We start from the raw sequence: 25,168 nt of genomic DNA on the forward strand, positions 1-25,168 counted from the left end.
CATAAAAAAAGCGTTTCCTTTGTTCATCATAGCTGCCGGACTCCTCCTGATAGGTTACGGGGTCTGGAAAGTGGTGGATACCAATCAAAAGACAGCGGAAGCTTTAGAAGAAGCCAAGCTGGCAGCGGGACATCCTAAAACCCAAAAAAACAAGGAGAAAGACGCACAAAAAGCATCTTTTAAACCTAAGGCCGGGGAAGCTGTCGGTGTTCTTGAGATCCCAAAAATAAACGCAGAGCTTCCGATTGTAGAGGGAACCGACGCAGATGATTTGGAAAAGGGCGTCGGCCACTACAAAGAAAGCTATTATCCAAATGAAAACGGACAAATTGTGTTATCAGGGCATCGAGATACCGTCTTTCGCCGGACCGGAGAACTAAAAAAAGGTGATCAATTAAAGATTCTGCTGCCATATGGAAGTTTTCAATATAAGATTGAGAAAATGAAAATTGTCGATAAAAATGATACTTCCATTATTACGCTGCAGCATAAAAAAGAGGAGCTTATTCTAACTACGTGTTATCCTTTTTCCTACATTGGAAATGCTCCAAAGCGATATATCATTTATGGAAAGCGGATTTGAAACAATATGACGAATTCCTAAGAAGAAGGCTGCCGAAAACATTTCGGCAGCCTTCTCTCTGTTGTTTGATTCAACAACAGTAAGAGAATGGCTTGTTTTTGTCTTTTACCCGAAAAGAACATATTCTAAACAAAATCAGCCGATTTTTTTAAAAGTAGGATGATAGGATTTTGAAAATGAGAGCCTTGTAGGTAAATAACACGTGGGAGTCAAGTCCTCTCGGCCGTATGAAAAATACCAAGAGCTGCAGGCCCTTGGTATTTTTCATGCTTTCATTTATTTTACTCACCCGGCCGCTCTTCCTTACTTTGCAAATCTCCGGGCAGCTGCCACGCACATGATCACGGCGATATTCACTGCTACGAGTGCCCAGCCCACTTTCTCGTGCAGAATTACTGAGGCAAGCAGCAGTCCAAAAAAAGGCTGGAGAAGCTGGAGCTGCCCAACCGCCGCAATTCCCCCTTGGACAAGGCCTCGATACCAGAACACGAAGCCGATCAGCATGCTGAATAAGGACACATAGGCAAGACTGAGCAGTGCAGGAGTCCCGATGCCTGACCATGAGTCCGGTGTAAAAAAGAACGACAATGGCAGCATAAGCGGAAGCGACAGAACGAGTGCCCAAGAGATCACCTGCCAATTCCCCAGACGCCGGGAAAGCCTAGCTCCTTCTGCATAACCAAGACCGCATACGACGATAGAAGCCAGCATGTAGGCGTCGCCGAGCGGGGATGATCCTCCTCCTTGGATCAGAGCGAAACCTGCTACCAGTAAGCTGCCGGTGGCTGAGAAAAGCCAGAAGACTGGACGGGGGCGTTCGCCTCCGTGCAGTACGCCGAAGATCGCCGTCGCAAGCGGAAGGAGCCCAACGAAGACAATGGCATGTGCGGATGTGACATACTGAAGCGCTAAGGCTGTCAGCAACGGAAAACCGATCACGACGCCGAACGCTACCACCAGTAGTGAAATGATGTCTCTTTTGGCAGGGTGCTGCTGCCGGAAGATGAGAAGGAGACTTCCGGCCAAAACACCGGCTATCGCAGCACGGCATACGGTGAGGAACAACGGGTTGAAGTCTGCCACAGCCAAGCGGGTTGCAGGCAGCGAGCCGCTGAAAATGAGTACGCCTATAAAACCATTTATCCAGCCATTTGTTGTTTTGTTCATTGCAATCACTCCAAATCTGTTTCTTTTAATTGTCTGTATTTTCTTAACATAACCGGCATCTAAGGATTACAATGACTATAAGCTGGAATTGGCCATTTATAAACAGCCAGTTTTCATAAAAAAATGCATACCAGTTAGGAGAACAACGTGTAAATGGATATCACGCCTTTTTTGAATAGAAATCTGGGTATTCCGCTTTATCAGCAGCTTTATCGATATTTCGAAGAAAATATGCATCAGGGGCGTATTCAAAAAGGAATGAAGCTCCCTTCAAAAAGACTTCTGGCGAGTCAGCTTTCCATCAGTCAAACGACTGTAGAACGTGCCTATGAACAGCTTGCCGCTGAGGGCTATATCGTGAGCAAGCCAAGAAGCGGATGGTTTGCTGATTATCATGACTCTGATTTTGCCTATCGTAACATGCTGAGCGCATCACCAATGAAAGAAAAAGCGCAAGTAAATAAACAATGGATTGATTTTCACTATGGAAATGTAGATTCCTCTTACTTTCCTTATTCCGCATGGCGAAAAAGCATGGTCAATAGCTTAGACCAATATGGCCGCGAGCTTTATCGGCCCGGACATGTTTTAGGAAAATTTGAGCTGAGAACACTCATTGCGGAGTACCTGTATCAATCGCGCGGTGTTCACTGTAATCCTGACCAAGTCATCATAGGTGCGGGGAACCCTATTCTTCTGCAAATCTTGTGCCAAGTTTTTGATCCGAATATTTTGATAGGATATGAGGACCCGGTTATCCACGGGCACGCAAGATTTTTGAAGCCAATCGTATGAACATTCTCCCTATACCAGTCGATGATGAAGGAATCTGTATACAGAAGATCAAAGAACAGCAGCCAAACCTTGTATACGTCACGCCTTCTCACCAATTTACGCTGGGAACCATTATGACGATTAACAGAAGAATTGAACTGCTCAAATGGGCGGCTGAGAATCAATCATTTATCATAGAGGATGATTATGATGGGGAATTTAGATACACAGGACAGCCGGTTCCTTCCTTGCAAGGGCTTGACCGGCATAACCGTGTCATTTATATGGGCACTTTTTCTAAGTCTCTTCTTCCCTCGCTGCGCATCAGCTATATGATTCTTCCTTCACCTCTTCTAAAAAAAGGCCATGACATCACGTCCTTATATAAGCAAACGGTGTCCTGCCACAATCAGTTGACGCTGGCTGATTTTATAAAAAATGGTGAATGGCAAAAACACATCAACAGAATGAGAAAGCTTTACCGCAAAAAAAGAGCCACTTTATTAGAGGCTGTGCAAAGAGAATTAGGAAAGCATGTCAGGATTCGCGGCGAAAACTCGGGACTTCGTATCTTACTTGACGTTTTTTTGCCTTATAATGAACAAGAGTTAATTGATAAGGCAGAGGAACATGGAGTGAAAATTTATCCTGTTTCTCTTTCTTATCAAAACAATCCTCCTGCAAAAACGGTCTCACTTGGATTTGCGGGGGTTTCTGAATCCAACATAAGAGAAGGCATAAAAAAACTGAAAGCTGCCTGGAAGGTATGAGAGAGCTTTCAGTTTGGTTTATAATTGAAAAGGACAAGTGACTATACAGTAGCGTTTGTCCTTTGCACTGCCTTTAAGAGCCGTACACAATTGACGAAATAGAGGTGTAAGAATGAAGTTAGATGAGTTTACAATTGGCCAAGTATTTCAAACGAAATCATTAACATTAACAAAAGATGATGTTATGCGGTTTGCGGGTGAATTTGACCCTCAATATATGCATGTAGATGAAGAAAAAGCGAGTAAAGGCAGATTTAATGGAATTATCGCTTCCGGCATACAAACGCTGGCCATTTCTTTTAAACTTTGGATTGAGGAAGGTTTTTATGGAGACGATGTGATCGCCGGAACAGAAATGAATCATATCAAATTTATAAAACCCGTTTATCCGGATGATGAACTGCATACCATTGTTGAGGTTCTTGATAAGCAGCCAAAAAGAAACCAACTGGGGATACTCACTGTATTGTTATCTACTTATAATCATAAAGAAGAAAAGGTATTTGAAGGCGAGTTATCGGTATTGATTAAACAATAACGCAGAAAGCCCGCTTGTCTAAAGCGGGCTTATTCCAAATACGATAAGAGATTTTAGAGGGTTTCTTTTGAAAAAAAGGAGTTTAGAATATCATAAACGATAGGCAAAGAAGTAAATCCTTCATTTTCCAAAAAATGACCTCCGTGTTGGACTTCATACAACGCAGCGTCAATTTGTTGTGCCAGATCCTTGCTCCATGCAAATGGCACAATTTGGTCGTCCTTTGAAGCAATGACAGCACGGTGTTTTGCGGATCTGATGATTTTTTGATCATCAAACGATCCCTCTGTAAATTCATCTAGCATCTTTAAATTAGGCAATGATTTGGCAAAGCCGGAAACAAGAATGATTCCGCCAAGCTGTTCGCGCAACTGAGTACGTTCCAAAAATCTCAAAATGGCAGGACACCCTAAGCTGTGAGCAACGATATACGAATTTTTATGTAAAGTGTGTTGATATGAAGAGAGTGTATCCAGCCAATCCTCAAGTCTTGGCTCAAGCGGATTAGGCATGTCTAAAACTTCTGCTTGAATCCCGTCTGCGAGCAGGCTTTTTTTCAGCCATGGAAACCAATGGTTTGCCGAAGAGGCTCTGTAGCCATGAATGATATAGACTTGTTTTGTCATTTTTTCCTCCTAACAAAATATTTTTATTTAGTATAAAATTCCTCTCATTGAGAGACAAGTACGCACTTTTTTGTAAGTGGTTTTTATTCATGAAGTGCGCCTTGTGTTATTCCCCACTTGCACATTTCGTCTATGAGGGGATACAGAGACAGCCCTTTGTCTGTTAACGAATATTCTACTTTGAGGGGGATTTCGGAAACCTCCGTCCGATGAATAAGACCGTCGGTTTGCAATTCCTTGAGCTGTGCGCTTAACATTTTATGGGTGATTAAGGGCATCGCCCGTTTCAGCTCGCCGTATCTCATCGTTTTTTCACACCCTAACTCATAGAGTATTCTCATTTTCCACTTGCCCCCTATAAGAGATAAGGTGTATTCAAATGGGGCTTGTTTGCTGCGGCATAAGCTATTCAATGTTATCAAGCCTCCTTTCTAAAAAGTATAATATCAGAATGAATCAGGCTTTTCGGTTTTCTGATCTGGTTTGAGGATCTAGTGCGCAAAGAGGTTCAAGGCTTCTTGTTTTTATGAAGGATACCGAGGAATTTGAGTTCCTTGGTATGTGTGTTTTAAACAGACTGCTAGATCTCATCTGCATCAGGTCCATGTTGAATGCTCTAAGCTATAAAGGGTTACCTTATCTTTAAGATTGATTATTCTTTGTTTCCCAAATGGTATAAAGTGGTATATAAGGTTTTCCTCTTGCGAAAATACCTAATTCTCCTTTTTAGTAAGCATCTTTTTAGCCGAAAAAATCTATTATGGTATAGTTAAATATAACGAAATATTTAAGAAATGAGGAATGGGATGAATACAATCAAAAAACATAAGAAATTTAAAGCGAAAATGATTCTGCAAGTCATCATGGTCATTATCGGAGGAATTATAGCGGCATACGGATTAGAAACAGTTCTTATCCCAAACAGTGTCTCTGATGGAGGGGTGACCGGTCTTAGCATTGTTGGTTCACAACTATTCAATTTGCCGCTGGGCATTCTGATTGCTGTTATTAACATTCCGTTTGTCTGGTTAGGATATAAGCAAATTGGGAAAGGCTTTGCGTTATTATCAATTATCGGAATCGTGTCACTTGCCGCGGGAACAAGTTTTTTCCACCACACTCCGGCTATCATAGAGGGAGATACCTTGTTAATTACCGTTGTCGGCGGGATTATCCTTGGTTTCGGTATGGGCTTGGCGCTGCGTAATGGCGGCGCGTTAGATGGTATTGATATGCTTGCTGTGCTGCTATCCCGAAAACTGCCATTTGGAACGAGCGATCTCATTCTATTCTTAAACTTATTTGTGTTTATTTTTGTTTCCACCGTATTTGGTTTGCAAGGGGCATTGCTTTCAGTTATTGCTTACTACATCGCATCCAAAGTCATTCATGTCGTTGAGGAAGGCTTAAGCGGTTCTAAAACCTTTCAAATTATTACCGCCGAACCTGAATTAATGGTAGAGACCATACGTGATCAATTAGGCCGCAGCGCCACTTATAAAGAAGCTTACGGGGGTTTTTCCCACGAGAAATTTAAAGAAATCACATGTGTCATCAACCGCTTAGAAGAAACAAAACTAAAGGAAATTATTAATGAAATTGATAAAGGCGCCTTTGTTACCGTTTATGACGTAGCTGAAGTGAAGGGCAGCAATTTTAGAAAGCCTAATACTCATTAGAAAAAGGAATGACCTTTTTCATGATCACTCTCAGAATGGGTTTTTTTCATTATGTGGTATAATCGAAACCTTTTCTTGATGTCTGGTAGCGAATGATGGTGAAGGTAGAAATACCAAGGGTTTTGAACCCTTGGTATTTTTGTTTATCTTTTTTGCTGATTTCTTCAGCTTTATGTTGTTGTTTTCTTACTATTTTGATAAGCAAACCCGCACCGGCTGTGGCACCTTACCTCGAAAAAAAGAAGAATACACCAAAAATAAACTATCAGCTTGGTCCTGAGAGTTTATTTTTGGTCAAAATTTATTTCTCTGTGGCGAAATAAAACAACGCTATGGCCGGAAAAGCGATTCCAATCCATAATGCTGCACTCCATCCGCCTGAGGCATATGCCCATCCTCCAATTGATGATCCTATAGCACCGCCAAGAAAGAAGATCGCCATAAATAATCCGTTTAATCGACTGCGAATTTCGGGCGCCAACGAAAAAATAGCACGTTGACTGAGTACAAGATTTGCAGATACGCCCAAATCTAACAGAATCGCTGCGGCCACTAGAACTGCTATTCCGATGGGGGAGCTGCTCTGAATCATGAGCGGCAGTATCAAAGAAACGATGACAGCAGCGAGAGCGATCCCAGTGGCAATCCGTGTCAAGCCGCGATCAGCCAGACGGCCGCCTATTGGTGCAGCGACTGCACCCGCAATGCCCACCAATGCGTAAAGTGCAATTGCCTTCTGAGAAAAATGAAAAGCGGGACCGGACAATAATAAGGGTACAGTAGTCCAGAACAAGCTGAAAGCTCCAAATGCAAACGCATGATAGATGGCGCGGCGGCGTAAGACTGGAGTCGTGCGCAGCAGCTTCCACATGGAGCCGAGTAAGGCAGTGTAATTTGTGTCCGCGGTTGGTTTTCTGGAAGGGAGCACCTTTGATAATACGATTGCCAGAACAACACTTACCGCGGCGGACAAAGCAAATATTGCATTCCACCCCCAAATATCAGCGACTAGACTGGATATCGGACGGGAAAGCATGATGCCGAGCAATAGGCCGCTCATGACATTGCCGACAACCCGGCCGCGCGCAGCGTCTGATGCAAGGTATGATGCAAATGGAACAAGCACTTGGGCTGCGATCGATCCCAATCCGATAAAAAACGCAGCTGCCAAAAACAGTGTTCCATCCTTCACAAATGCTGTTGCAGTCAAAGCTGCTGTGCTTATAAGGAGCGATACAACGACAAGTTTTTTGTTTTCAATAATATCTCCCAAAGGGACAAGAAATAGTAAGCCGGCAACATATCCGATTTGGGTGAGTGTGACAACCAATCCAGCACTGCTTGGAGAAAGCCCGATTGCCTCACTAATTAATCCTGCCAAGGGTTGTGCATAGTAAAGATTAGCGACGATGATACCGCATGCAGTTGCGAGAAGAAGGGTTAAACTGGGTGAAATCCTCTGATCTGCTGTTTGTTTGTTTAATTTATTCATAATAATGAACTCCTTTTTAAATGTTTTGATGATGTTTGATAAATGATTTGCTGATTCATCTCCTTTCCACAGTGATAAGGTGTTGCGGAGCTTTGACAATGGCGTTTCTTAAGTTATTTTATGAACTAAACGTTTAGTTTTTATTTATAAGGAAATAATATACTAAACGTTTAGTTTTGCAAATGGGTTTCTGTTTTATTTTTTAATCATGTTAAGTATACTGAACGTATCGTTTATATTTCGGGAAGGAATGATTCATGTGCAGAGTAAACGAGGGCGGCCGCGAGATGAAGGAACGCATAAGGCGATTCTTTCCGCAGCCTATGACCTCTTGTTGGAAAAAGGCTTTGATGCGGTGACAGTCGATAAAATTGCAGAGCGTGCAAAAGTGAGTAAAGCAACGATTTATAAATGGTGGTCTAACAAGGCTGCCGTTATCATGGACAGCTTTCTTTCGACCGCTACGGACAGACTGCCTGTGCCTGATACAGGATCAACATTACAGGATATATCGACCCACGCCACGAATTTAGCAAGGTTTTTGACAAGCCGGGAAGGAACCGTTATTAAGGAATTAATAGGTGCAGGGCAGCTGGATGCAAAATTGGCAGAAGAATATCGCACACGATTTTTCCAGCCCCGCCGCCTCCAAGCTAAAGGCCTTCTGCAAAAGGGAATTCAGAAAGGTGAATTGAGAGAGAATCTTGATATTGAAGTAAGCATTGATCTCATTTACGGACCAATTTTCTATCGTCTGCTTATCACAGGGGACGAGGTGAATGATGCCTATGTGCATGATTTGGTGATGAGTGCGTTTAAGGGAGTTCAGGCTACGTGATATAGAGCCCGTAGCCGTCCCAAACCGTTGAAAATTGAATGTCACTGCATATAAGCTGCTCCTTTCTCTTGTTCCATCAAAAAATAAAAAGAAAGGGGATAAGGAATGCTGATTAGAACTGCAAAAGAGAGGGATTTAGTTAGAATTTTAGATATCTATAACCAAGGCATCACCGATCGGATTGCCACTTTGGAACTGGAAGAAAAAGATCTGGATGTTATGACAAATTGGTTCTCTAATCGCACAGAGAAATATAAGGTTCTGGTTGCTGAAATAGATCATTGTGTAGTGGGATGGGTCTCTCTTAATCCCTATTCTCACCGGTCCGCATATCAGGGTGTTGCTGATCTATCTATCTATATTGACCGGAATCATCGAGGAAAAGGTATAGGGAAAGTTCTTTTATCGGGTATCGAAAAAGAAGCCATTCAATCAGGCATTCATAAAATCGTATTATTTACATTCCCTTTTAATCAATTGGGACAAGGGCTCTATACTTCAATGGGGTATCGCGAAGTTGGAGTATTTAAAGAACAGGGGAAAATCGACGGTCATTTTGTAGATGTCATGGCAATGGAGAAAATACTATCAAAGTAAACAGGCCTCTAAAGAGAGACCTGTTTTTTAATTAATCACAGCAGCAGGATGTTTTTGCAGCCGAAGGTTTTGGTGTCAGTTTGCAAACTCCGGTTTCAGGCAGTTTTAATTTCACCTGTTGCGCAGACTCGCGGTCGCCAGTTATATAAGCGATAACAGAACGAGCCTGTTCGTAGCCGGTGGCTAATAAGAATGTAGGGGCTCTTCCATAACTTTTTGAGCCAATAATATAAAAGTTTTTTTCGGGCTGCCTTAATTCTTTTTCACCATGCGGCCGAACCGTTCCGCAGCTGTGAATGTTTGGGTCAATTAAATCAGCTAAGTCCGGTACGCATTCTAACGCCGAATCAAATGAATGACGGATTTCTTTTAAAAATTGAAAATCTGGCCTTGCTCCTGTATTCGCAATAATCTCGTCTATATTGTTAATCATTTTATGTTCTTGTTGTTGGTGACCGAGAATATTTAATTTTCCGCCAAATGCAGGTGAGATGGATTCAATGAACATTGAAGGGTACGCTTTAATTTCACCTTTGTCTAAGATGTTCCGTAATCTTGTGCCTAATTGACCTCTAGCTGGTAGCTGATCATTACCTTCTCCCCCGAAAACTTCTGTAATATCCTGTTTTCTTAATATCCAGATGATCTCCGTATTTTCAGTTTGCTTTTTTAATTGGGCTAAATCTAACAGTGTGTTTATTGCTGAATGACCACTCCCTACAACTGCAACGTTCTTATTTTTAAAACGATCTTTATCCCGATTTAAAACATCAGGAATTCCATAATAAATTTGGTCAGAAACTCTTATTTCATTATTAGTAATGAGTCCTTCCGCGTTTAGTGGGTTTGGATTTTGCCAAGTCCCTGTAGCATCAATAACTGCTTTTGCTTCATATATTTTCTCTTCATTGTTGCCAACTTTAACCCGAATGATAAAGGGGGCTTGATCTCTGCCTTTTGTTTTTACTTTATCGAATCCTTTTTTTCCAACATGAAGTACACGGCTGTTCACATGAATATAAGGTTTCATTTCGGGCAGTTGGGATAATGGTTTTAAGTATTTACAAACAATATCTTCTCCTAAGGGCAGTTCGTCTTTTGGTGGAAGCGAGATGTGGTGTTTCAATAACAATTCCTTTGCTGCATCGTCTATATTATATTCCCAGGGAGAAAACAACCTTACATGTCCGTAGTCTAAAAAATTGGTCCCGATTTCTTTTCCTGATTCAAATAAAATAAATGCTTCATTTCTTTTGACAAGCTGGGCTGCTGCGGCAATACCTACTGGTCCTCCGCCAATGATGGCTACTGGCAATGTGCTGTTTATCATATGTATCCTCCTGTATATCAATTTTTTTTGATATATAACCTAAAAAGAATCCCTTTCCTAACGGGAAGGGCGGAATAAGCAACACAATTCTTCAGAAAGAAGATGATTTATTTCCGTTTCGTTTAATGAATAATAACTCCAAGTGCCTTTTGTTTCTTTTGCAATTAAACCTGCATCTAATAAGATTTTTAAATGATAGGATAACTTAGATTGCGGCATCTGGATTTCATCAATTAAATCACATACACATGCGGAGCCACGTTCACAAAGAATGTGTAACAAATGAAGCCTTTTTTTGTCGGACAATGCTTTGAATTTTTTTTCGTAATGCTCAAAAGTATCTTGCAGCTGTTTGTTTTCGATTGGGATTTTTAGCATGATAAAACCTCCATCCATTAATCAAAAATATTTGATTAATTTATCATAAATAAAATGAAACAGAAATACAAGCTTAAATGTCATTGAATGGTGCTTTTTTATTTCATCAATAAGGTTGTCTGCCCATGAAAATCATTAGAGAAATATTTAAATTGCATAGCTTTTGACAATGGATAAAGGCATATAAAGCAAGGCTTCTGACAATTTGATTAACTCTAAAAAAATCAAAAACATTTGAAGTTTTTAATATAAACAATTGCTTATATAAATATAAGCTTATATAATGACGATGTAACATTGATTTGGTATTCAGCACCACCAAAGATCCACCTATATAACGATTTAATTATATATGAATTTGAAGGAGGGGTTCATTTGACTGTTGATTCAAAAATAGGCGTTGATACGATGACTCGCTGTTTAAAAACACTTAGTGATCAAACAAGGCTTATGATGATGAAATTATTTTTTGAAAAAGAATATTGTGTCTGTCAATTGGTTGAAATGTTCGAAATGAGCCAGCCCGCCATAAGCCAGCATTTGCGGAAATTAAAAAACGCAGGATTCGTGAATGAGGACAGAAGAGGGCAATGGCGTTATTATTCAATAAATGATTCATGTCCCGAGTTTGATACATTGCAATTGATCTTACATCAAATCGATCATGAGGATGAGTTATTACATCACATCAAACAAAAGGAAACTCAAGTGTGTTGCCAGTAAGGAGGCATTGGATTGACTTCAGTGATTTTGGCGTTATTTATCTTTTTAGTAACTTTAGTATTGGTCATATGGCAGCCGAGGAACTTGTCTATAGGGTGGTCAGCCTGTGGAGGCGCAGTTTTAGCTTTAATTGCCGGAGTTGTCAATTTTCATGATGTGTTAACTGTGACCGGGATTGTTTGGAATGCCACATTGGCGTTTGTGGCCATCATTATTATATCGTTAATCCTCGATAACATCGGTTTCTTTGAATGGGCAGCGCTTCATATGGCTAAGGCCGCAAAAGGAAGCGGTGTGCGCATGTTCATTTATGTGTCTATATTAGGCGCTATCGTCGCCGCGTTATTTGCAAATGACGGTGCCGCCCTTATATTGACACCGATTGTATTAGCGATGGTCAGAGCTTTAAACTTCAATGAAAAATTGGTTTTTCCTTTTATCATTGCCAGCGGGTTTATTGCGGATACGACCTCGCTTCCATTAGTAGTGAGCAATTTGGTCAACATCGTTTCAGCGGATTATTTTCATATTACGTTTATTGATTATGCATCCAGAATGATTGTCCCCAACTTGTTTTCGTTACTGGCGAGCGTCATTGTACTTTACCTTTTCTTTAGAAAAAGCATACCAAAACGCTATGATCTGACTGAGGTGAAAAAACCTGCAGAAGCTATAAAAGATCAAAACATGTTCAAACTATCATGGTATATCTTGGGGCTGTTATTGGTAGGGTACTTCGCAAGTGAATTCTTATCTATCCCTGTATCAGTGGTAGCGGGTATCATTGCAATCTGTTTCTTACTTGCCGCACAAAAGAGTCCGGCCGTTCATACAAAAAAGGTACTGAAAGAAGCGCCGTGGGCTATTGTGTTCTTTTCAATTGGCATGTACGTTGTTGTGTACGGTGTCCGTAACGCTGGATTGACAGATGTCCTTTCAGGTGTGATTCAAGCCGTGGCTGATCAAGGATTGTTTGCGGGTACGATTGGAATGGGCTTTATCGCGGCGGTTCTTTCTTCCGTTATGAATAACTTGCCGACTGTCATGATTGACGCACTGGCTATTGCCGGCACAGATACACATGGGATGATGAGAGAAGCGCTCATATATGCAAATGTTATTGGTTCGGATTTAGGGCCTAAAATAACGCCGATTGGTTCTTTGGCGACATTATTATGGCTTCATGTCCTTTCGCAAAAAGGTGTGAAGATTTCCTGGGGAACGTATTTTAAAACAGGTATCATTCTTACAATTCCAACATTATTGATTACACTTGTCGGCCTGTATCTTTGGCTGATAATGATCCACTAAAAAGGAGAAGGAAAACATGTCAAAGAAAACAATTTACTTTTTATGCACTGGAAACTCTTGCCGCAGTCAAATGGCTGAAGGGTGGGGGAAAAAATACCTTGGAGACAAGTGGAACGTGTACAGCGCAGGAATCGAGGCTCATGGATTAAATCCTAATGCGGTCAAAGCAATGAAAGAAGCGGGGATTGATATTTCTAATCAAACCTCGGATATCATTGATCCGGCCATTTTAAACAATGCTGATTTAGTTGTGACTCTCTGTGGCGACGCAGCCGACAAATGCCCAATGACGCCTCCGCATGTAAAACGCGAGCATTGGGGATTTGATGATCCGGCAAAAGCACAAGGAACAGACGAAGAAAAATGGGCGTTTTTCCAAAGAGTCCGTGATGAAATTGGAGACCGTTTAAAAATGTTTGCTGAAACTGGGGAATAAGAAATAGATATACTCAGCCTGTAATGAGTAAAATTGAAGTTGATGATCCATCAATGTGTTGTTCAACAGGTGTCTGTGGTGTAGTGCAGACACCTGTTTTTTATTTTGCTTGCCTGAGATGCGCTTACGAAAGAGGAGAATTGAATTTGTTAACAGAATCATGAAGGAGACGATGTTTTAAAGGAGTTGTCTGTTTGCAGGAATTAACAAAAGAAAAATATAACGGCTTAAAACCATTGTTTTATGAAACATTTTGTCCCACATTTGTCTATGCCATATTAGAACAAACCATTCCGGGAGTTGTTTATGCAGATGACCAAACGTCCCCTAGATCGTTTTTTATAGGGACTGAATCAGGAATTTATTTTATTGCGGGAGACCAAGGGAATCAAGTTTTTAATAATTTCATTGCTGAATATTATGAACAACAAGCGAAATCTGCAAAAAGGTTTACCCTGTTTTCTTCTAACGAAACATGGGATCAAGTAATGAAAACAATACTAAAAGACGATTTGAATCAAATGAAAAGAATGGCGTTTTCTTTCCGGCAAAAACCTTCTAAACCGCCTTTTGAACTTCCAAAGGAGCTTGTATTGAAAAGAATAGATGAAGACATTATCTCAAACAGTACAGAGTTTAACAGCGCTTATTACGAGGAGTATTGGAATTCTGCCTCGCATTTTTCTTCACAAGGTTTTGGATTTGCCGTATTGCATGGCAATCATGTTGTGAGTGAGTGCACCTCTATATTCTTAGGGGGGAATCGAGCAGAAATGGATATCTATACACTTGAAGAATATAGAGGCATGGGGTTAGCTTATTGTGCAGGAAGCAAGTTTATCGAATTTTGCCTGGAAAATGGGATGATTCCCATTTGGGATTGTGATGTTTGCAACAAGTCGTCCATTGCATTAGCAGCTAAACTAGGCTTTAAGCCAGTAAGCGAATACTCTATTTACTACTCTGGCTAATCTTAATGAAAGAACCTTTAAAGGAGATACCAACCGATGCTGGTATCTTTTTTGTTTTAGAGTTTTTTAACCCTTTTAGCAGAAAAATAGGTGCTGAAAATCTTGTTCATTTTATTTGTTTTTAGGTAGGTAAAGCACACGCCGCTGACTGTAACCATCCCGCCCAGCAGAGAAAGAAATGCAGGTATTTCGCCTATCCATACCCATGAAATGACCAAGGCTAAAGCCGGTGTTACATAAAGAGAAAGGGTTGCTTCTGAAGCGCCGACGAGCGCAGTGACATATGCTAGTGCGAAGTATGGAATAACCGTGGGCAATAATCCTAAGTAAACGATAGACAAAGTTGCGCTCATTGAAGCGTTTATCATCTCTTCGCCTAAGCCTGGCAGAAACACAAGCATAGGTATTGTTCCGCCCCAAATGGTGAATGTAACGAATGGAATAAAACCATATTTTTTGATATAGCGGGCTTGAAAAACGTAATAAATACTCTCCGAAAATGCTGCCAGCAGGATGAACAAGATACCACTCATTGAATATGTATAGTCTCCTGCCCCAAATGCAATCAATAATATACCCAATAAACTGATCATAGAACCAAGCCATTTCGTAAATCCAAAACGCTCTCTAAAAAACAGGCGGGATAGCATGGCTGAAAAGATTGGTGTCGTAGTGACAAGTAAGCTTGCTACTCCGGCACTCACTGTTTTTTCACCGATGTTCAGCAAAATATGATAGAGTGCAAAACCTAAAAACCCTAAAAGGAAAATGGCAGGAATGTCTTTCATGTCAGGCAAGCGCATCTGAATCAAAACAGCAAAAAGGAATAATGCCATAGAGCCGATTAACAAACGAAATAAAGCAAGGTGTTCTGGTGTATAACCTTCCAGACCTGCGTGAATTCCCGGAAAAGCTGATGCCCACAAACCGATCATCAGACTGTTAGATATGATGAGCTGAACTGTTTTCTTTCGCATCTTTCTCACTCCTCTTTACAAAAACCAACCAGTTATTTACTGTGTTTCTATACTAATAAAGATTTCATGATATGGCTTCAACCAGTTAAATGAATTTTAACCCAACCAATTTAGATTGAAGGAGACTGCTTTCATGAGCTTTCCAGAAGAAAAAAAGATGAAAAATCTTCCGAAGTATAGACAAATCGTTCATTTTATTAAGGAGAAAATAGGAAATGGAGAGTGGCCGATTGGAAGCAAGATTCCAAGCCAGCGCACGCTCGCAAAAGACTTTCAGGTAAATCGAAGCACAGTGATTACAGCCTTAGAGGAATTAATGGCCGATGGGTTAATAGAAGGCAGAATGGGGAAAGGGACAGTTGTTATCAACAATACATGGACACTTTTGGCTAAGAATTCTGCGCCCAATTGGGATCAATATGTAACCTCTGGAATCCAGCGTCCCAGCCAAAAAATCGTTCAAGAGATCAATCAATCAGAGGCAAATACAGATCTTATACAGCTCAGCAAAGGCGAACTTTCAGCTGAGATTTTTCCTTTGGCTGCCATGAAAGAGATGATGGGGCAGGTATCTCAAAACATGGAAGCATTCGGGTATGAGGAACCAAAAGGTTATTTTCCATTAAGAGAGGCACTTAGCACCTATTTAAAAACCATTGGGATCAATGCCTCCCCATCTTCCATTCTGATTGTGTCGGGAGCGTTGCAAGCTCTGCAGCTGATATCAATGGGGCTTTTGCAAAGAGGATCAACCGTTTATCTTGATCAGCCATCTTATCTTTATTCATTACATGTATTCCAATCAGCCGACATGAAGCTGACTGGGCTTCCTATGGATAATGAGGGACTTTTGCCGGCAAATCTTCATATGACAAGGGGAGAACGGGGAAGGTCTATATTATATACAAATCCTTGTTTTCATAATCCAACCGGTATTTTAATGTCAAAAAAGCGGCGTGAAGAAATCCTTGCGGCAAGTGAGAAAACACAGCTTCCTATTATTGAAGATGACATTTATCGTGAGTTATGGATCGATGAGATTCCGCCATTTCCTATTAAAACAATAGATAAAAATGGGCATGTGCTTTACATAGGCAGTTTATCGAAAACATTAAGCCCGGGCTTAAGGATTGGATGGATCGTCGGTCCGGAACCAGTGATTGAACGTTTGTCCGACATTAAAATGCAAACAGATTACGGATCCAGTTCGTTATCCCAGAGAGTAGCGGCAGAGTGGTTTACATCGGGCCAATACCGGCTGCATTTGGAAAAGGTCAGACAGCAATTAAAGGTGAGAAGGGAACTGGCCTTGAGTGCGTTAGAAACCCATTTGAAGAATGTTGCGACATGGAATATCCCAAAGGGAGGATTCTTTATCTGGATAAAAGTATTGCCTTCAATTTCAATGAAATTACTTTATGCGAGAGCCTTATCAAAAGGGATTCTTCTTAATCTCGGCAGTATCTATGCTCAGGAGAAGGGGAATTATGTACGCTTATCATATGCTTATGCATCCCTTGAAGACCTTCAAAAAGGGATTTATGAATTGGGCTTGATGATAAAAGAATTGGCAAGCAGGTAACTATTTTATCCAAATGGATATTTCTAAAAAAAGAGACCAAGCCTAATGTTCGCTTGATCTCTGATAGTTTACTCCATCATTTGTTTATATTCACCATAAAATTGATCTATTTTCCTAAAAAGTTCTTGTATAAGTGTGTCTGATATAAATGGATTGAGTAACACTGCCCGCAGCCAGCGATGTTCCTTAAAATCTGGCAATGACAAGAAGACATTTTCTTCTTTTAATAAGAACTGCTGCAGTTCCAGGTTCCAGTTATCCCATTGGTCCTTATCAATGTCAATCGGTATACCTCGGAAGCAGCAGATGTTTGTATCTGGCTCGCAATAAAGCTCAAGAAAAGGCCGTTGTTTCACTTGTTTTATAAATTTTTCGTTTAATGCGAAGCTTTCGTTTATCAACTGATTGTATCCTTTTGTTCCTATGTGTTGAAGTGATAAGTATAATTTTAAAATATCCGCATGTCTTGTGCCCTGAACACCTATTTCTCCTAGATTAATAAAATCAGTATCGTTCATATACGGGGCAGATATACGAAAATCAGTTTCAAGGATTTCACGGTTTTTAAAAAGAGTCATTGCACAGGTCTTTGTGATGTACATCCACTTTTGTGGATTAAAAGTAATGGAATCAGCCATTTCAATACCAGCCAGTTTATTACGATATTCTTCAGAAAAAACTAGAGCGCCGCCATATGCTGCATCTACATGTAACCACAGTCCGTTTTCCTTTGTGATTCTGGCGATAGGCAAAATTGGATCTATACTTCCTGTCACAGTAGTTCCAGCAGTTGCGACAACAGCAAATGGGATTTTGCCTTCACTCTTTGCACGATGAATTTTCGTTTCTAAATCATGAATATCCATGCGAGCAAGATTGTTACTTTTTACTGGAATGATACTGGAGGTTCCTAAACCTAGGATCATAGCAGCTTTGTGCAGGGAAGTATGGCTTACATCTGAAACAAAGATGACAGGCTGTCCAGAAAGTCCGAATACACCAGTCTTTTTCACATTTAATTGATAATTTCTCGCTGCTGTAAGTGCATGAAGATTAGCGAGGCTCCCGCCGCTTGTCATAACTCCCCCTGACATATCATCATATCCAAACATACGGGCAATGGTTTTGAGTAACTGTGCTTCCATTTTTGAAAAAACAGGGGACATCTCAAGGCTTAGCATATTGTTATTAATGGAACTGCTTATGAAGTCACCCAAGCATGACATGAGAGTGGGGATCGAATCCATATGGCCCATATATCTTGGGTTTTGAGGATTCATTGAGTTTTTGATGATACCCTGCAAGTTTAGCAAGAGTTTTTCAAGTTCTATACCAGTCTCGGGGATATCACTATAATTAAATGACTCCATAGAAGGCAGTGTCTCTCGCTTTGCAGCATGACTTGAGTTTTCAATAACTAATCCGACTAATTGATCGACTAAGCCCCTTATTTCATTTACATTGTCTCCATTAGGGTCTATGAAAGCGTTGTTAGGTAAAAAAGATAATTCCATAGAGGCCGCACTCTCCTGTCATTACAATTTTTCCAATTATATCATGATGACAGCATGAGGATGTGTATGCTCTTTATTTGCTAATAACAATGGTTACTAAAATAGCTGTCTTAAAAAAGATCATGTTTCTGAACGAAAGGTTTTTCCTCTTTCTCTTCCTAAACCAAAATAATGTCTAAAATTATAGATAAGCGGACTCCATTTACTAGGGTCTATATGATTTTCATTCAATATGATGCTTTCCTCGGCGTGAAAATGTAGTGCCTGCGTCTCTACAATCGCAAATGATGGCTCATATTCTGGAATGCGAATATGTATGACTTCGGCTTCAATTTGGATAGGGCATTCTTTAATTCGTGTTGGTAATACTGTTTTTGATTGTAAAGGTGTTAACCCTGCCGCCTCGTATTTTTCTTTTTTATATGTAAACCCGAGCTGTTTCTTCAGAGGCGGTATTCTCTTTTTTCCGCTATAAGATGAAATTCTTTCAACGTTTTCCCATAAATCCGGGCCGGGCAAGTTTATGACACATTCTTTGTGTCTATTCATATTGTCAATTGCCTTTCCTCCCAGGCCTACTCCAAGGACAAGATAGTTTCCAAGGGCCCAAGAAGAAGACATAGGACTAATATTAGTGGTGCCATCCTCATTCAGTGTGGTAAGAAGAAATGTAGAGGCACCATAATACATGATTTTTGGTTTGATTTCTTTAAAATGAAGAGTGTCTTGTTTCTCAATATCCAACGCTTATTCCTCCTTGTCGTGATTCCATTTATATTGTAAAGGTTTAACATTTCAACTATCATCGAAATATGAATGTAAGGAGGAAAATCATGAATCCTAATATCGCAAAAATCTCTTCGCTGCTATCTGATCCCTCGCGTTCTTCCATTCTTCTCACCTTAATGGATGGAAGGATACATCCCGCAGGAGAGCTTGCATATCTCGCTAATATTAAACCTCAAACCGCAAGTTTTCACCTGAAAAAATTGCTTGAAGAAAAGCTGATCAGCGTAGAGAAGCATGGAAGGCATCGGTACTACAGATTGTCTGACTCAGAGGCTGCAAACATGATTGAACAACTGCTTTGTATTGCGCCTGAAGCCAAAGTCACATCTTTAAAAGATTCAAAAGGGAAAAGTGACTTGCATTTCGCCCGTACCTGTTATGATCATTTGGCGGGTTATATGGGTGTGCAAATCACAAATTCACTTGTTGAGCAGGGGATGTTAAAAAAAGTCGATGTAAACTTTGAGGTCACATCAGAGGGTTCTTTGTTCTTTTCGAACTTAGGCATCAACGAAGACCAGCAGCGAAATAAGCGGAGAGCATTTGCCCGTTGCTGTTTGGATTGGAGTGAGCGAAAGCATCATCTTGCAGGAGCGTTAGGAAACGCCCTATTGGTGCGAATGTTAGAAGAAGATTGGATCGTTCGTATGCCTAAAACGAGAGCGATTAGGATTACACAAAGCGGAAAAACCGCATTTGAGAAGTACTTCAAAGTGAATATGTAGGGACTTTTTATGAAGGGAATGAGAAAGAAGGAGTAAAATTCGGTAAATTTTACTCCTTCTTATGATCTTGAAGCGGCTTGATTTCCCATTGCAATAGAGATGCGATTCCAACTGTTTATTTGATTGGTGATGAGAACAAGGTCAACGTATTGTTTTTCATCATAATGTTCCCGCACTCGATGATAGAGATCATCGGGAACCCTTTTAGTAGGGATTAGCGTGATGTGTTCAGACAGTTCGAGAGCGGCTTTCTCTTCAGATGAATAAAAATCACATTCATTCCAAGCGCTTAAACAGTAAATTCGCTGTTCCGTTTCGCCCATTTTTCGGGCTTCGGAAGTATGCATATCTAAGCAGAAAGCACAGCCGTTTATTTGAGAAACTCTGATTTTGATTAGTTCTCTCGTGGTTCGGTTAATTGAAGATTGTTTCGTGTATTTCTCCATATCCATCATCATCTTCATACCCTCAGGTGCAGCATCATAGTAGGGCACTCTTTGACTCATAAGGCAAGACTCCTTTCCCTCGTATATCTAAATTGTAACTCGATATTGATATATTTACCAATGGAAGGTTTGCATGGCATTATTTTCACTATCTTTTGGCAAGAAGCTGCTTTGAATAAAAATAAGGATAACCTAAAATGATAAGTGGCGCTGATAAGGCAAGCAGGGTCCACGAGCCTGAGTGGCTGTCTCTAATGACTCCAATGAATACACAAGTACCGATGAGAAAATATAATAAAGCACCTAAAAACCAATACATGTTCATTCCTCTTTTTCCTTATAGGTGTTCTGTGATTGAGTACTTTCGTCTTTCTCATTGCTTAATCTATCAGGGCGCTGCTTTTTTAACACTTTTTCAGTCCGGATTCCTTTTCTTTTTAATGATAAAATTGCGAGATCAATCGATTTCAATGATGATCATTCCTTCAATATAGTGACTTCTCCATTATTGTAAATGGAAATTCGGAAGGATAAAACGTACATAAAGGCAGAACGCTTATGCACGTTTGGGCAATGATCACATGTTGGAAACGCTAATGCTTTACTGCATCTTTGTATTGTTGAGTTCCCTCTCTTCCTATAAAATGATGGGATAAATGTATGTCTGGTTCTAGTGTGTATGGCTTATGTCAATGGAAAGGAAGTGGATGAGGTTTGCGTATAAGGAATCCTTTCGAAGAAAAATACTATTCACATGATAGACGGGCATTAAACATGCTTGCGCTCAGAGTGCCGGGGCTGGCTTTTATTCTCATGATCTATGTAGCCTCTGTCGTGCTGCAATTTATTACTGCGAGCTGGTCCGTTTTATTGCTTGATGTGTTTACGATATTGATGGCTGTTTTTTCTTTTTTGCATTGGCATTCATATCGCTGGGTTAAGAAAAGAGTCATTCTATACTTTGCACTGCAAGGTTTGATCACTTTTACACTTGCTAATCTCATGACGGGCTTCTTAGTGCTGGTCCTCATTGGCCTTTATGCATTTTTGATTGGACAGATTATAGGAATGGCAGACAGAAGAAAGACTTTCCTCATTCTTTATTTATTGCTTCTTCTGTTAATGAATGTAGCTAATCAGATTCACAAAGGTGCATATTTGCATTTTATTGTGATTGCTGCACCTATCATGATTGTCATCATCACCTATGCTGCAACATTTTTTGCCCAAGTCGATGAAAAGATAAAAGCGCAGCTGACTCTTGAAAGGCTGGAGCTTGCCCATCAGCAGGTTGAACAGCTGACGCTGCAAAACGAGAGACAGCGTATGGCCCGGGACTTACACGATACGCTTGCGCAAGGGCTGGTCAGTTTAAATATGCAGCTGGATGCTATTCATGTTCATCTTACGAAAGGCAACACAGAGAGGGCAAAAGAAATCATTCAGCAATCGATGAAAAGAGTGAAAGGCACATTAGCGGACGCTCGTTCAGCGATTGATGATCTGCGCAGCAAATCAGAAGAAATCGGTTTTTTAAAAGAAAGAATTACCTCACTGATGGATCATTTTCAAGAGTCGACAGGCATGGGTGGTATTTTAGATTACAGATTACATCAGGTGTTAGACGTTCGTACAGCTGAAAACTGTTATTACATCATTGGAGAATGCATAACGAATGCGGCAAAGCATGCTGAAGCAGAATCGATCTCGGTATCCATCTGGGATGATGATAAGGAGAGGCTCCATTTAACTGTCAAGGACAATGGCAAAGGATTTGATGTTGAAAAGGGCAAGAAAAAGAGAGGGCATTATGGGCTTCTTGGCATACAAGAACGCGTCAGGGCAATGAATGGCCAATTCAATATAAAGAGTTCAAAATTGAAAGGAACACAAATTGAGATCACTGTACCAATTCAGGGAGAGATGCATGATGAATAAGGTTTTAATCGTTGATGACCATCTTGTCGTGAGGGAAGGTCTGAAGCTTTTAATTGAAACGAATGATCACTACACCATCATAGGAGAGGCCGAAAATGGCAGAACGGCAGTCCGCCTTGCAGATGAATGTAAACCGGATATCATTCTCATGGATTTATATATGCCGGAGATGAGCGGGTTAGAAGCCATTAAACAAATAAAAGAAAAACACGACATCCCTATCATTATTTTGACTACGTATAATGAAGATCACTTAATGATTGAAGGAATTGAATTAGGTGCGAAAGGATATCTGTTGAAGGATACGAGTTCAGAAACCCTTTTTCATACAATGGATGCAGCAATAAGAGGAAACGTGCTGTTGCAGCCTGAAATTTTAAAACGTCTGCAAGAAATCCAACTGGAGCGGATGAAGAAGCAGAGCAGTGATATACAGCTGACAGAAAAAGAAGTCATTGTTTTAAAAGCAATTGCTAAAGGTTTTAAAAGCAAAGCAATCGCTTTTGATTTGGGCGTCTCAGAGAGAACCGTAAAGTCTAGATTAACGTCCATTTACAATAAATTAGGCGCGAATTCAAGAACTGAGGCAGTGACGATTGCCATGCAAAGAGGCATTCTGACATTAGATGAATAACATCATATATTTGAAATTTGCCCAAACGTACATGCCCGAATGTACGTTTTTTTTATTTCATTGTCAACTACAATGAGAAAGCAAAGAATGTGATTAAGCAATGTGTTGAAAGGAGATTATCATGTCAAGAATGTTATATAAATTAGGAGGATGGGTTGCTCGCCATCGCGTAAAAGTAATATGCGCGTGGATCGTTGTGTTAGTAGCTTCGATAGGACTTGCAATCACGTTAAAACCAAGTTTTTCTGAGGATATGTCCATACCTGACACACCTTCGGAAAAAGCGATGGATGTCATTCAAAAAGAATTTCCTCACGGTCCTGATAAAGGGAGCATACGGGTGATTTTCGGAGCTGAAGATGGAGAGAAACTTACTGCAGAGTCAGCCAAAAAAGCAATCGAAAATACGTTCAAGGAAATCAATAAAGATGATTCTGTTGACTCGATTGCAAGTCCTTTTGTGACAGGAACAATCGCGAAAGACGGCACAGTTGCCTATGCTGAAATCAAGTATAAATCTTCAGCGGATGATATAAAAGATTACTCTATCAAACACTTAAAAGACAGCTTGAAAATCGCTGATGATGAGGGGTTGCAAACTGAGCTGAGCGGTGATATACCGGGAGCCGAGATGGAGATAGGCGGTGTGTCTGAAATTGTCGGCATTATCTTGGCCTTTGTTGTGTTAGCCATTACGTTTGGCTCTTTATTAATTGCGGGTTTGCCGATTATAACTGCGCTCATTGGTTTAGGTGTAAGCATTGGACTGGTGTTGATTGGAACTCAAGTTTTCGATATTGCTTCCGTCAGTCTTTCATTAGCCGGAATGATTGGTCTTGCTGTTGGGATTGATTATGCTTTATTTATTTTTACGAAACATCGCCAGTTTTTAAGTGAAGGCATACAAAAAAATGAATCGATTGCGAGAGCTATAGGAACAGCTGGGAGTGCAGTTGTTTTTGCCGGAGTTACTGTGATCGTCGCCCTTTGCGGATTGACTGTCGTTAACATTCCTTTTATGTCTGCCATGGGGCTGACAGCGGGGCTTAGTGTGTTGTTGGCTGTTCTCGCTTCCATCACGCTGGTGCCTGCCGTCTTATCAATAGCAGGAAAACGGATGATTCCGAAAGCAAACAAGAAAAAAGAAAAACAAAGTGCCGAAACAAATGTCTGGGGACGCTTTGTTACAAAACATCCTATTATGCTAAGTGTATGCAGCATTCTCATTTTGCTCGTCATTAGTATCCCATCTATGCATTTGGAGCTGGGCTTGCCTAATGCAGGGATGAAAGCGAAGGATAATCCGGATCGGCGGGCATATGACTTGCTTGCCGAAGGTTTTGGAGAAGGATTTAATGGCCAATTAACAATCGTAGCGGATGCCGCAAGTGTCACAGGCAATAAGGCGGAAGCCTTCGCAGACGCAGTGAAAGAAATAAAGGGCTTAGACCATGTAGCAAGTGTCACCCCTGCAATGCCTAATAAAGAAGGGAACTTTGCCATCATTACGGTTGTTCCTGCAACAGGTCCAAATGATGTGGCAACGAAGGAATTGGTAAAAGATGTCCGAAGCTTATCAGATAAAAACAGGGTTGATTTGCTCGTTACTGGGTCGACTGCAGTGAATATTGATATTTCAGATCGCCTTAATGATGCGATACCGGTATTTGCTGTACTCATTGTCGGTTTTGCGTTTGTGCTGCTGACAATCGTATTCCGTTCGCTGCTGGTGCCTCTTGTTGCAGTTGCTGGTTTCGTGTTGACAATGACAGCCACTCTTGGAATGTGTGTATTTGTTTTACAAGACGGGAATCTCATCGACTTTTTCAAAATACCTGAAAAAGGGCCGATACTCGCGTTCCTGCCGATTTTATCTATTGGGATTCTGTTTGGATTAGCAATGGATTATCAAGTATTCCTTGTAAGCAGAATGCGAGAAGAATATGTGAAAACAAAGAACCCGGTACAAGCGATACAAGCCGGATTAAAACACAGCGGACCTGTTGTCACCGCGGCCGGCTTGATCATGATATTCGTTTTCGCAGGATTTATCTTTGCCGGAGAAGCTACTGTGAAAGCCAACGGATTGGCTCTTTCCTTTGGTGTGCTCTTTGATGCGTTTATTGTGAGAATGACACTGATTCCAAGTGTGATGAAACTGATGGGAAATGCAGCCTGGTATTTGCCGAAATGGCTGGACAAGATCATTCCGAATGTGGACATAGAAGGGCATCAACTCACGAAGGAAATACAGCCAGAGATAGATCATGAACAAAAGAAACAAATCAGTTTGTAATAGAAAAAGCAGATCTTTCATGATCTGCTTTTTTGCTGAACAATCAGTTCTTGG

At 40.7% G+C, this 25,168-nt stretch carries 26 protein-coding genes and 1 pseudogene; 15 read left to right on the forward strand and 12 right to left on the reverse strand.

The window, feature by feature from the left end:
- The first annotated feature begins 1 nt into the window (after position 1).
- Positions 2–583 (forward strand): class D sortase, encoded by a 582-nt coding sequence (locus EFK13_RS03045; protein ID WP_129506737.1) that lies wholly within the window; start codon positions 2–4, stop codon positions 581–583.
- Positions 584–886: 303 nt separating this feature from the next.
- Here EFK13_RS03045 and EFK13_RS03050 read toward each other — a convergent pair whose 3' ends face one another.
- On the reverse strand, positions 887–1,750 hold the full coding sequence (locus tag EFK13_RS03050; protein ID WP_129506605.1) for a DMT family transporter: 864 nt from the start codon (positions 1,748–1,750) through the stop codon (positions 887–889).
- Positions 1,751–1,903: 153 nt separating this feature from the next.
- Here EFK13_RS03050 and pdxR point away from each other — a divergent pair.
- Both pdxR and EFK13_RS03060 read left to right on the forward strand, forming a co-directional pair.
- Positions 1,904–3,294, forward strand: a pseudogene (gene pdxR / locus EFK13_RS03055) (MocR-like pyridoxine biosynthesis transcription factor PdxR).
- 112 nt (positions 3,295–3,406) lie between these two features.
- Positions 3,407–3,832: a MaoC family dehydratase gene (locus tag EFK13_RS03060; RefSeq protein WP_129506604.1), complete on the forward strand. Its 426-nt coding sequence runs from the start codon at positions 3,407–3,409 to the stop codon at positions 3,830–3,832.
- A 53-nt stretch (positions 3,833–3,885) separates the two neighbouring features.
- Here the strand turns inward: EFK13_RS03060 and EFK13_RS03065 are convergent, their stop codons facing one another.
- Both EFK13_RS03065 and EFK13_RS03070 read right to left on the reverse strand, forming a co-directional pair.
- On the reverse strand, positions 3,886–4,458 hold the full coding sequence (locus tag EFK13_RS03065) for an alpha/beta hydrolase (protein WP_129506603.1): 573 nt from the start codon (positions 4,456–4,458) through the stop codon (positions 3,886–3,888).
- Between the two features lie 83 nt (positions 4,459–4,541).
- Positions 4,542–4,871 carry a winged helix-turn-helix transcriptional regulator gene (locus tag EFK13_RS03070; RefSeq protein WP_129506602.1) on the reverse strand — a complete coding sequence of 110 codons (330 nt, stop codon included), beginning with the start codon at positions 4,869–4,871 and terminating at the stop codon, positions 4,542–4,544.
- A 393-nt stretch (positions 4,872–5,264) separates the two neighbouring features.
- On the opposite strand from EFK13_RS03070, the gene EFK13_RS03075 reads away from it, so the two are divergent.
- Positions 5,265–6,137 carry a YitT family protein gene (locus EFK13_RS03075; RefSeq protein ID WP_129506601.1) on the forward strand — a complete coding sequence of 291 codons (873 nt, stop codon included), beginning with the start codon at positions 5,265–5,267 and terminating at the stop codon, positions 6,135–6,137.
- Between the two features lie 301 nt (positions 6,138–6,438).
- Here EFK13_RS03075 and EFK13_RS03080 read toward each other — a convergent pair whose 3' ends face one another.
- The gene (locus EFK13_RS03080; RefSeq protein WP_129506600.1) at positions 6,439–7,629 is read right to left on the reverse strand and encodes an MFS transporter; all 1,191 of its coding nucleotides are present in this window, start codon (positions 7,627–7,629) and stop codon (positions 6,439–6,441) included.
- Positions 7,630–7,888: 259 nt separating this feature from the next.
- Here EFK13_RS03080 and EFK13_RS03085 point away from each other — a divergent pair, with 259 nt between their 5' ends.
- Together EFK13_RS03085 and EFK13_RS03090 are read left to right on the forward strand one after the other, a co-directional pair.
- Entirely contained in the window at positions 7,889–8,467 is a 579-nt protein-coding gene (locus EFK13_RS03085) for a TetR/AcrR family transcriptional regulator (protein WP_129506599.1), read from the forward strand.
- 105 nt (positions 8,468–8,572) lie between these two features.
- A complete protein-coding gene (locus EFK13_RS03090) occupies positions 8,573–9,064 on the forward strand; it encodes an arsinothricin resistance N-acetyltransferase ArsN1 family A (RefSeq protein WP_129506598.1) in 492 nt (163 codons plus the stop codon).
- Between the two features lie 31 nt (positions 9,065–9,095).
- Here EFK13_RS03090 and EFK13_RS03095 read toward each other — a convergent pair whose 3' ends face one another.
- Both EFK13_RS03095 and EFK13_RS03100 read right to left on the reverse strand, forming a co-directional pair.
- Positions 9,096–10,394, reverse strand: a complete 1,299-nt coding sequence (locus EFK13_RS03095; protein WP_240034921.1) for an NAD(P)-binding domain-containing protein — start codon at positions 10,392–10,394, stop codon at positions 9,096–9,098.
- Between the two features lie 57 nt (positions 10,395–10,451).
- Positions 10,452–10,772 carry an ArsR/SmtB family transcription factor gene (locus EFK13_RS03100; RefSeq protein WP_129506597.1) on the reverse strand — a complete coding sequence of 107 codons (321 nt, stop codon included), beginning with the start codon at positions 10,770–10,772 and terminating at the stop codon, positions 10,452–10,454.
- A 408-nt stretch (positions 10,773–11,180) separates the two neighbouring features.
- Here EFK13_RS03100 and aseR point away from each other — a divergent pair, with 408 nt between their 5' ends.
- The 4 genes from aseR to EFK13_RS03120 all read left to right on the forward strand — a co-directional run bounded on the left by aseR (position 11,181) and on the right by EFK13_RS03120 (position 14,213).
- Positions 11,181–11,495, forward strand: a complete 315-nt coding sequence (gene aseR / locus EFK13_RS03105; protein WP_129506735.1) for a metal-responsive transcriptional regulator AseR — start codon at positions 11,181–11,183, stop codon at positions 11,493–11,495.
- Positions 11,496–11,507: 12 nt separating this feature from the next.
- Complete coding sequence (locus EFK13_RS03110) at positions 11,508–12,806, forward strand: arsenic transporter (protein WP_129506596.1); 1,299 nt, start codon at positions 11,508–11,510, stop codon at positions 12,804–12,806.
- Positions 12,807–12,822: 16 nt separating this feature from the next.
- Entirely contained in the window at positions 12,823–13,242 is a 420-nt protein-coding gene (gene arsC, locus EFK13_RS03115; RefSeq protein WP_129506595.1) for an arsenate reductase (thioredoxin), read from the forward strand.
- A gap of 194 nt (positions 13,243–13,436) precedes the next feature.
- A complete protein-coding gene (locus EFK13_RS03120) occupies positions 13,437–14,213 on the forward strand; it encodes a GNAT family N-acetyltransferase (RefSeq protein WP_129506593.1) in 777 nt (258 codons plus the stop codon).
- Between the two features lie 56 nt (positions 14,214–14,269).
- On the opposite strand, the gene EFK13_RS03125 is transcribed toward EFK13_RS03120, so the two are convergent.
- On the reverse strand, positions 14,270–15,190 hold the full coding sequence (locus EFK13_RS03125; protein ID WP_129506592.1) for a DMT family transporter: 921 nt from the start codon (positions 15,188–15,190) through the stop codon (positions 14,270–14,272).
- A 133-nt stretch (positions 15,191–15,323) separates the two neighbouring features.
- Between EFK13_RS03125 and EFK13_RS03130 the strand changes: the two genes are divergently transcribed.
- The gene (locus tag EFK13_RS03130; protein WP_129506591.1) at positions 15,324–16,772 is read left to right on the forward strand and encodes an aminotransferase-like domain-containing protein; all 1,449 of its coding nucleotides are present in this window, start codon (positions 15,324–15,326) and stop codon (positions 16,770–16,772) included.
- Positions 16,773–16,840: 68 nt separating this feature from the next.
- On the opposite strand, the gene EFK13_RS03135 is transcribed toward EFK13_RS03130, so the two are convergent.
- Both EFK13_RS03135 and EFK13_RS03140 read right to left on the reverse strand, forming a co-directional pair.
- A complete protein-coding gene (locus EFK13_RS03135) occupies positions 16,841–18,286 on the reverse strand; it encodes a pyridoxal phosphate-dependent decarboxylase family protein (RefSeq protein ID WP_129506590.1) in 1,446 nt (481 codons plus the stop codon).
- Positions 18,287–18,406: 120 nt separating this feature from the next.
- Entirely contained in the window at positions 18,407–19,030 is a 624-nt protein-coding gene (locus tag EFK13_RS03140) for a flavin reductase family protein (protein WP_129506589.1), read from the reverse strand.
- Positions 19,031–19,119: 89 nt separating this feature from the next.
- On the opposite strand from EFK13_RS03140, the gene EFK13_RS03145 reads away from it, so the two are divergent.
- Complete coding sequence (locus tag EFK13_RS03145) at positions 19,120–19,800, forward strand: ArsR/SmtB family transcription factor (RefSeq protein WP_129506588.1); 681 nt, start codon at positions 19,120–19,122, stop codon at positions 19,798–19,800.
- Between the two features lie 59 nt (positions 19,801–19,859).
- On the opposite strand, the gene EFK13_RS03150 is transcribed toward EFK13_RS03145, so the two are convergent.
- The 3 genes from EFK13_RS03150 to EFK13_RS03160 all read right to left on the reverse strand — a co-directional run bounded on the left by EFK13_RS03150 (position 19,860) and on the right by EFK13_RS03160 (position 20,717).
- A complete protein-coding gene (locus tag EFK13_RS03150) occupies positions 19,860–20,306 on the reverse strand; it encodes a carboxymuconolactone decarboxylase family protein (RefSeq protein ID WP_129506587.1) in 447 nt (148 codons plus the stop codon).
- 88 nt (positions 20,307–20,394) lie between these two features.
- Entirely contained in the window at positions 20,395–20,571 is a 177-nt protein-coding gene (locus tag EFK13_RS03155; protein ID WP_129506586.1) for a hypothetical protein, read from the reverse strand.
- A complete protein-coding gene (locus tag EFK13_RS03160) occupies positions 20,568–20,717 on the reverse strand; it encodes a hypothetical protein (RefSeq protein ID WP_240034920.1) in 150 nt (49 codons plus the stop codon). The genes EFK13_RS03155 and EFK13_RS03160 overlap by 4 nt, the downstream gene beginning before the upstream one ends.
- A 243-nt stretch (positions 20,718–20,960) precedes the next feature.
- Between EFK13_RS03160 and ydfH the strand changes: the two genes are divergently transcribed.
- The 3 genes from ydfH to EFK13_RS03175 all read left to right on the forward strand — a co-directional run bounded on the left by ydfH (position 20,961) and on the right by EFK13_RS03175 (position 25,114).
- A complete protein-coding gene (gene ydfH, locus EFK13_RS03165; protein ID WP_129506585.1) occupies positions 20,961–22,184 on the forward strand; it encodes a two-component system sensor histidine kinase YdfH in 1,224 nt (407 codons plus the stop codon).
- Positions 22,177–22,818 (forward strand): two-component system response regulator YdfI, encoded by a 642-nt coding sequence (ydfI, locus tag EFK13_RS03170; RefSeq protein WP_129506734.1) that lies wholly within the window; start codon positions 22,177–22,179, stop codon positions 22,816–22,818. Before ydfH ends, ydfI begins: the two co-directional genes overlap by 8 nt.
- Positions 22,819–22,939: 121 nt before the next feature.
- Positions 22,940–25,114 carry an MMPL family transporter gene (locus EFK13_RS03175; RefSeq protein ID WP_129506584.1) on the forward strand — a complete coding sequence of 725 codons (2,175 nt, stop codon included), beginning with the start codon at positions 22,940–22,942 and terminating at the stop codon, positions 25,112–25,114.
- Positions 25,115–25,168 lie beyond the last annotated feature (54 nt).

Origin of the sequence: Bacillus cabrialesii (genome assembly GCF_004124315.2) — a bacterium.
GTDB classification, from domain to species: Bacteria; Bacillota; Bacilli; order Bacillales; family Bacillaceae; genus Bacillus; species Bacillus cabrialesii.

Bases quoted from the DNA above. Each gene is read 5' to 3' on its own strand.
- EFK13_RS03050 (WP_129506605.1), bottom strand. From the start codon at position 1,750: ATGAACAAAACAACAAATGGCTGGATAAATGGTTTTATAGGCGTACTC.
- EFK13_RS03060 (WP_129506604.1), top strand. From the start codon at position 3,407: ATGAAGTTAGATGAGTTTACAATTGGCCAAGTATTTCAAACGAAATCA.
- EFK13_RS03065 (WP_129506603.1), bottom strand. From the start codon at position 4,458: ATGACAAAACAAGTCTATATCATTCATGGCTACAGAGCCTCTTCGGCA.
- EFK13_RS03075 (WP_129506601.1), top strand. From the start codon at position 5,265: ATGAATACAATCAAAAAACATAAGAAATTTAAAGCGAAAATGATTCTG.
- EFK13_RS03080 (WP_129506600.1), bottom strand. From the start codon at position 7,629: ATGAATAAATTAAACAAACAAACAGCAGATCAGAGGATTTCACCCAGT.
- EFK13_RS03090 (WP_129506598.1), top strand. From the start codon at position 8,573: ATGCTGATTAGAACTGCAAAAGAGAGGGATTTAGTTAGAATTTTAGAT.
- EFK13_RS03095 (WP_240034921.1), bottom strand. From the start codon at position 10,394: ATGATAAACAGCACATTGCCAGTAGCCATCATTGGCGGAGGACCAGTA.
- EFK13_RS03100 (WP_129506597.1), bottom strand. From the start codon at position 10,772: ATGCTAAAAATCCCAATCGAAAACAAACAGCTGCAAGATACTTTTGAG.
- aseR (WP_129506735.1), top strand. From the start codon at position 11,181: ATGACTCGCTGTTTAAAAACACTTAGTGATCAAACAAGGCTTATGATG.
- arsC (WP_129506595.1), top strand. From the start codon at position 12,823: ATGTCAAAGAAAACAATTTACTTTTTATGCACTGGAAACTCTTGCCGC.
- EFK13_RS03125 (WP_129506592.1), bottom strand. From the start codon at position 15,190: ATGCGAAAGAAAACAGTTCAGCTCATCATATCTAACAGTCTGATGATC.
- EFK13_RS03130 (WP_129506591.1), top strand. From the start codon at position 15,324: ATGAGCTTTCCAGAAGAAAAAAAGATGAAAAATCTTCCGAAGTATAGA.
- EFK13_RS03135 (WP_129506590.1), bottom strand. From the start codon at position 18,286: ATGGAATTATCTTTTTTACCTAACAACGCTTTCATAGACCCTAATGGA.
- EFK13_RS03145 (WP_129506588.1), top strand. From the start codon at position 19,120: ATGAATCCTAATATCGCAAAAATCTCTTCGCTGCTATCTGATCCCTCG.
- EFK13_RS03150 (WP_129506587.1), bottom strand. From the start codon at position 20,306: ATGAGTCAAAGAGTGCCCTACTATGATGCTGCACCTGAGGGTATGAAG.
- EFK13_RS03155 (WP_129506586.1), bottom strand. From the start codon at position 20,571: ATGAACATGTATTGGTTTTTAGGTGCTTTATTATATTTTCTCATCGGT.
- ydfI (WP_129506734.1), top strand. From the start codon at position 22,177: ATGAATAAGGTTTTAATCGTTGATGACCATCTTGTCGTGAGGGAAGGT.
- EFK13_RS03175 (WP_129506584.1), top strand. From the start codon at position 22,940: ATGTCAAGAATGTTATATAAATTAGGAGGATGGGTTGCTCGCCATCGC.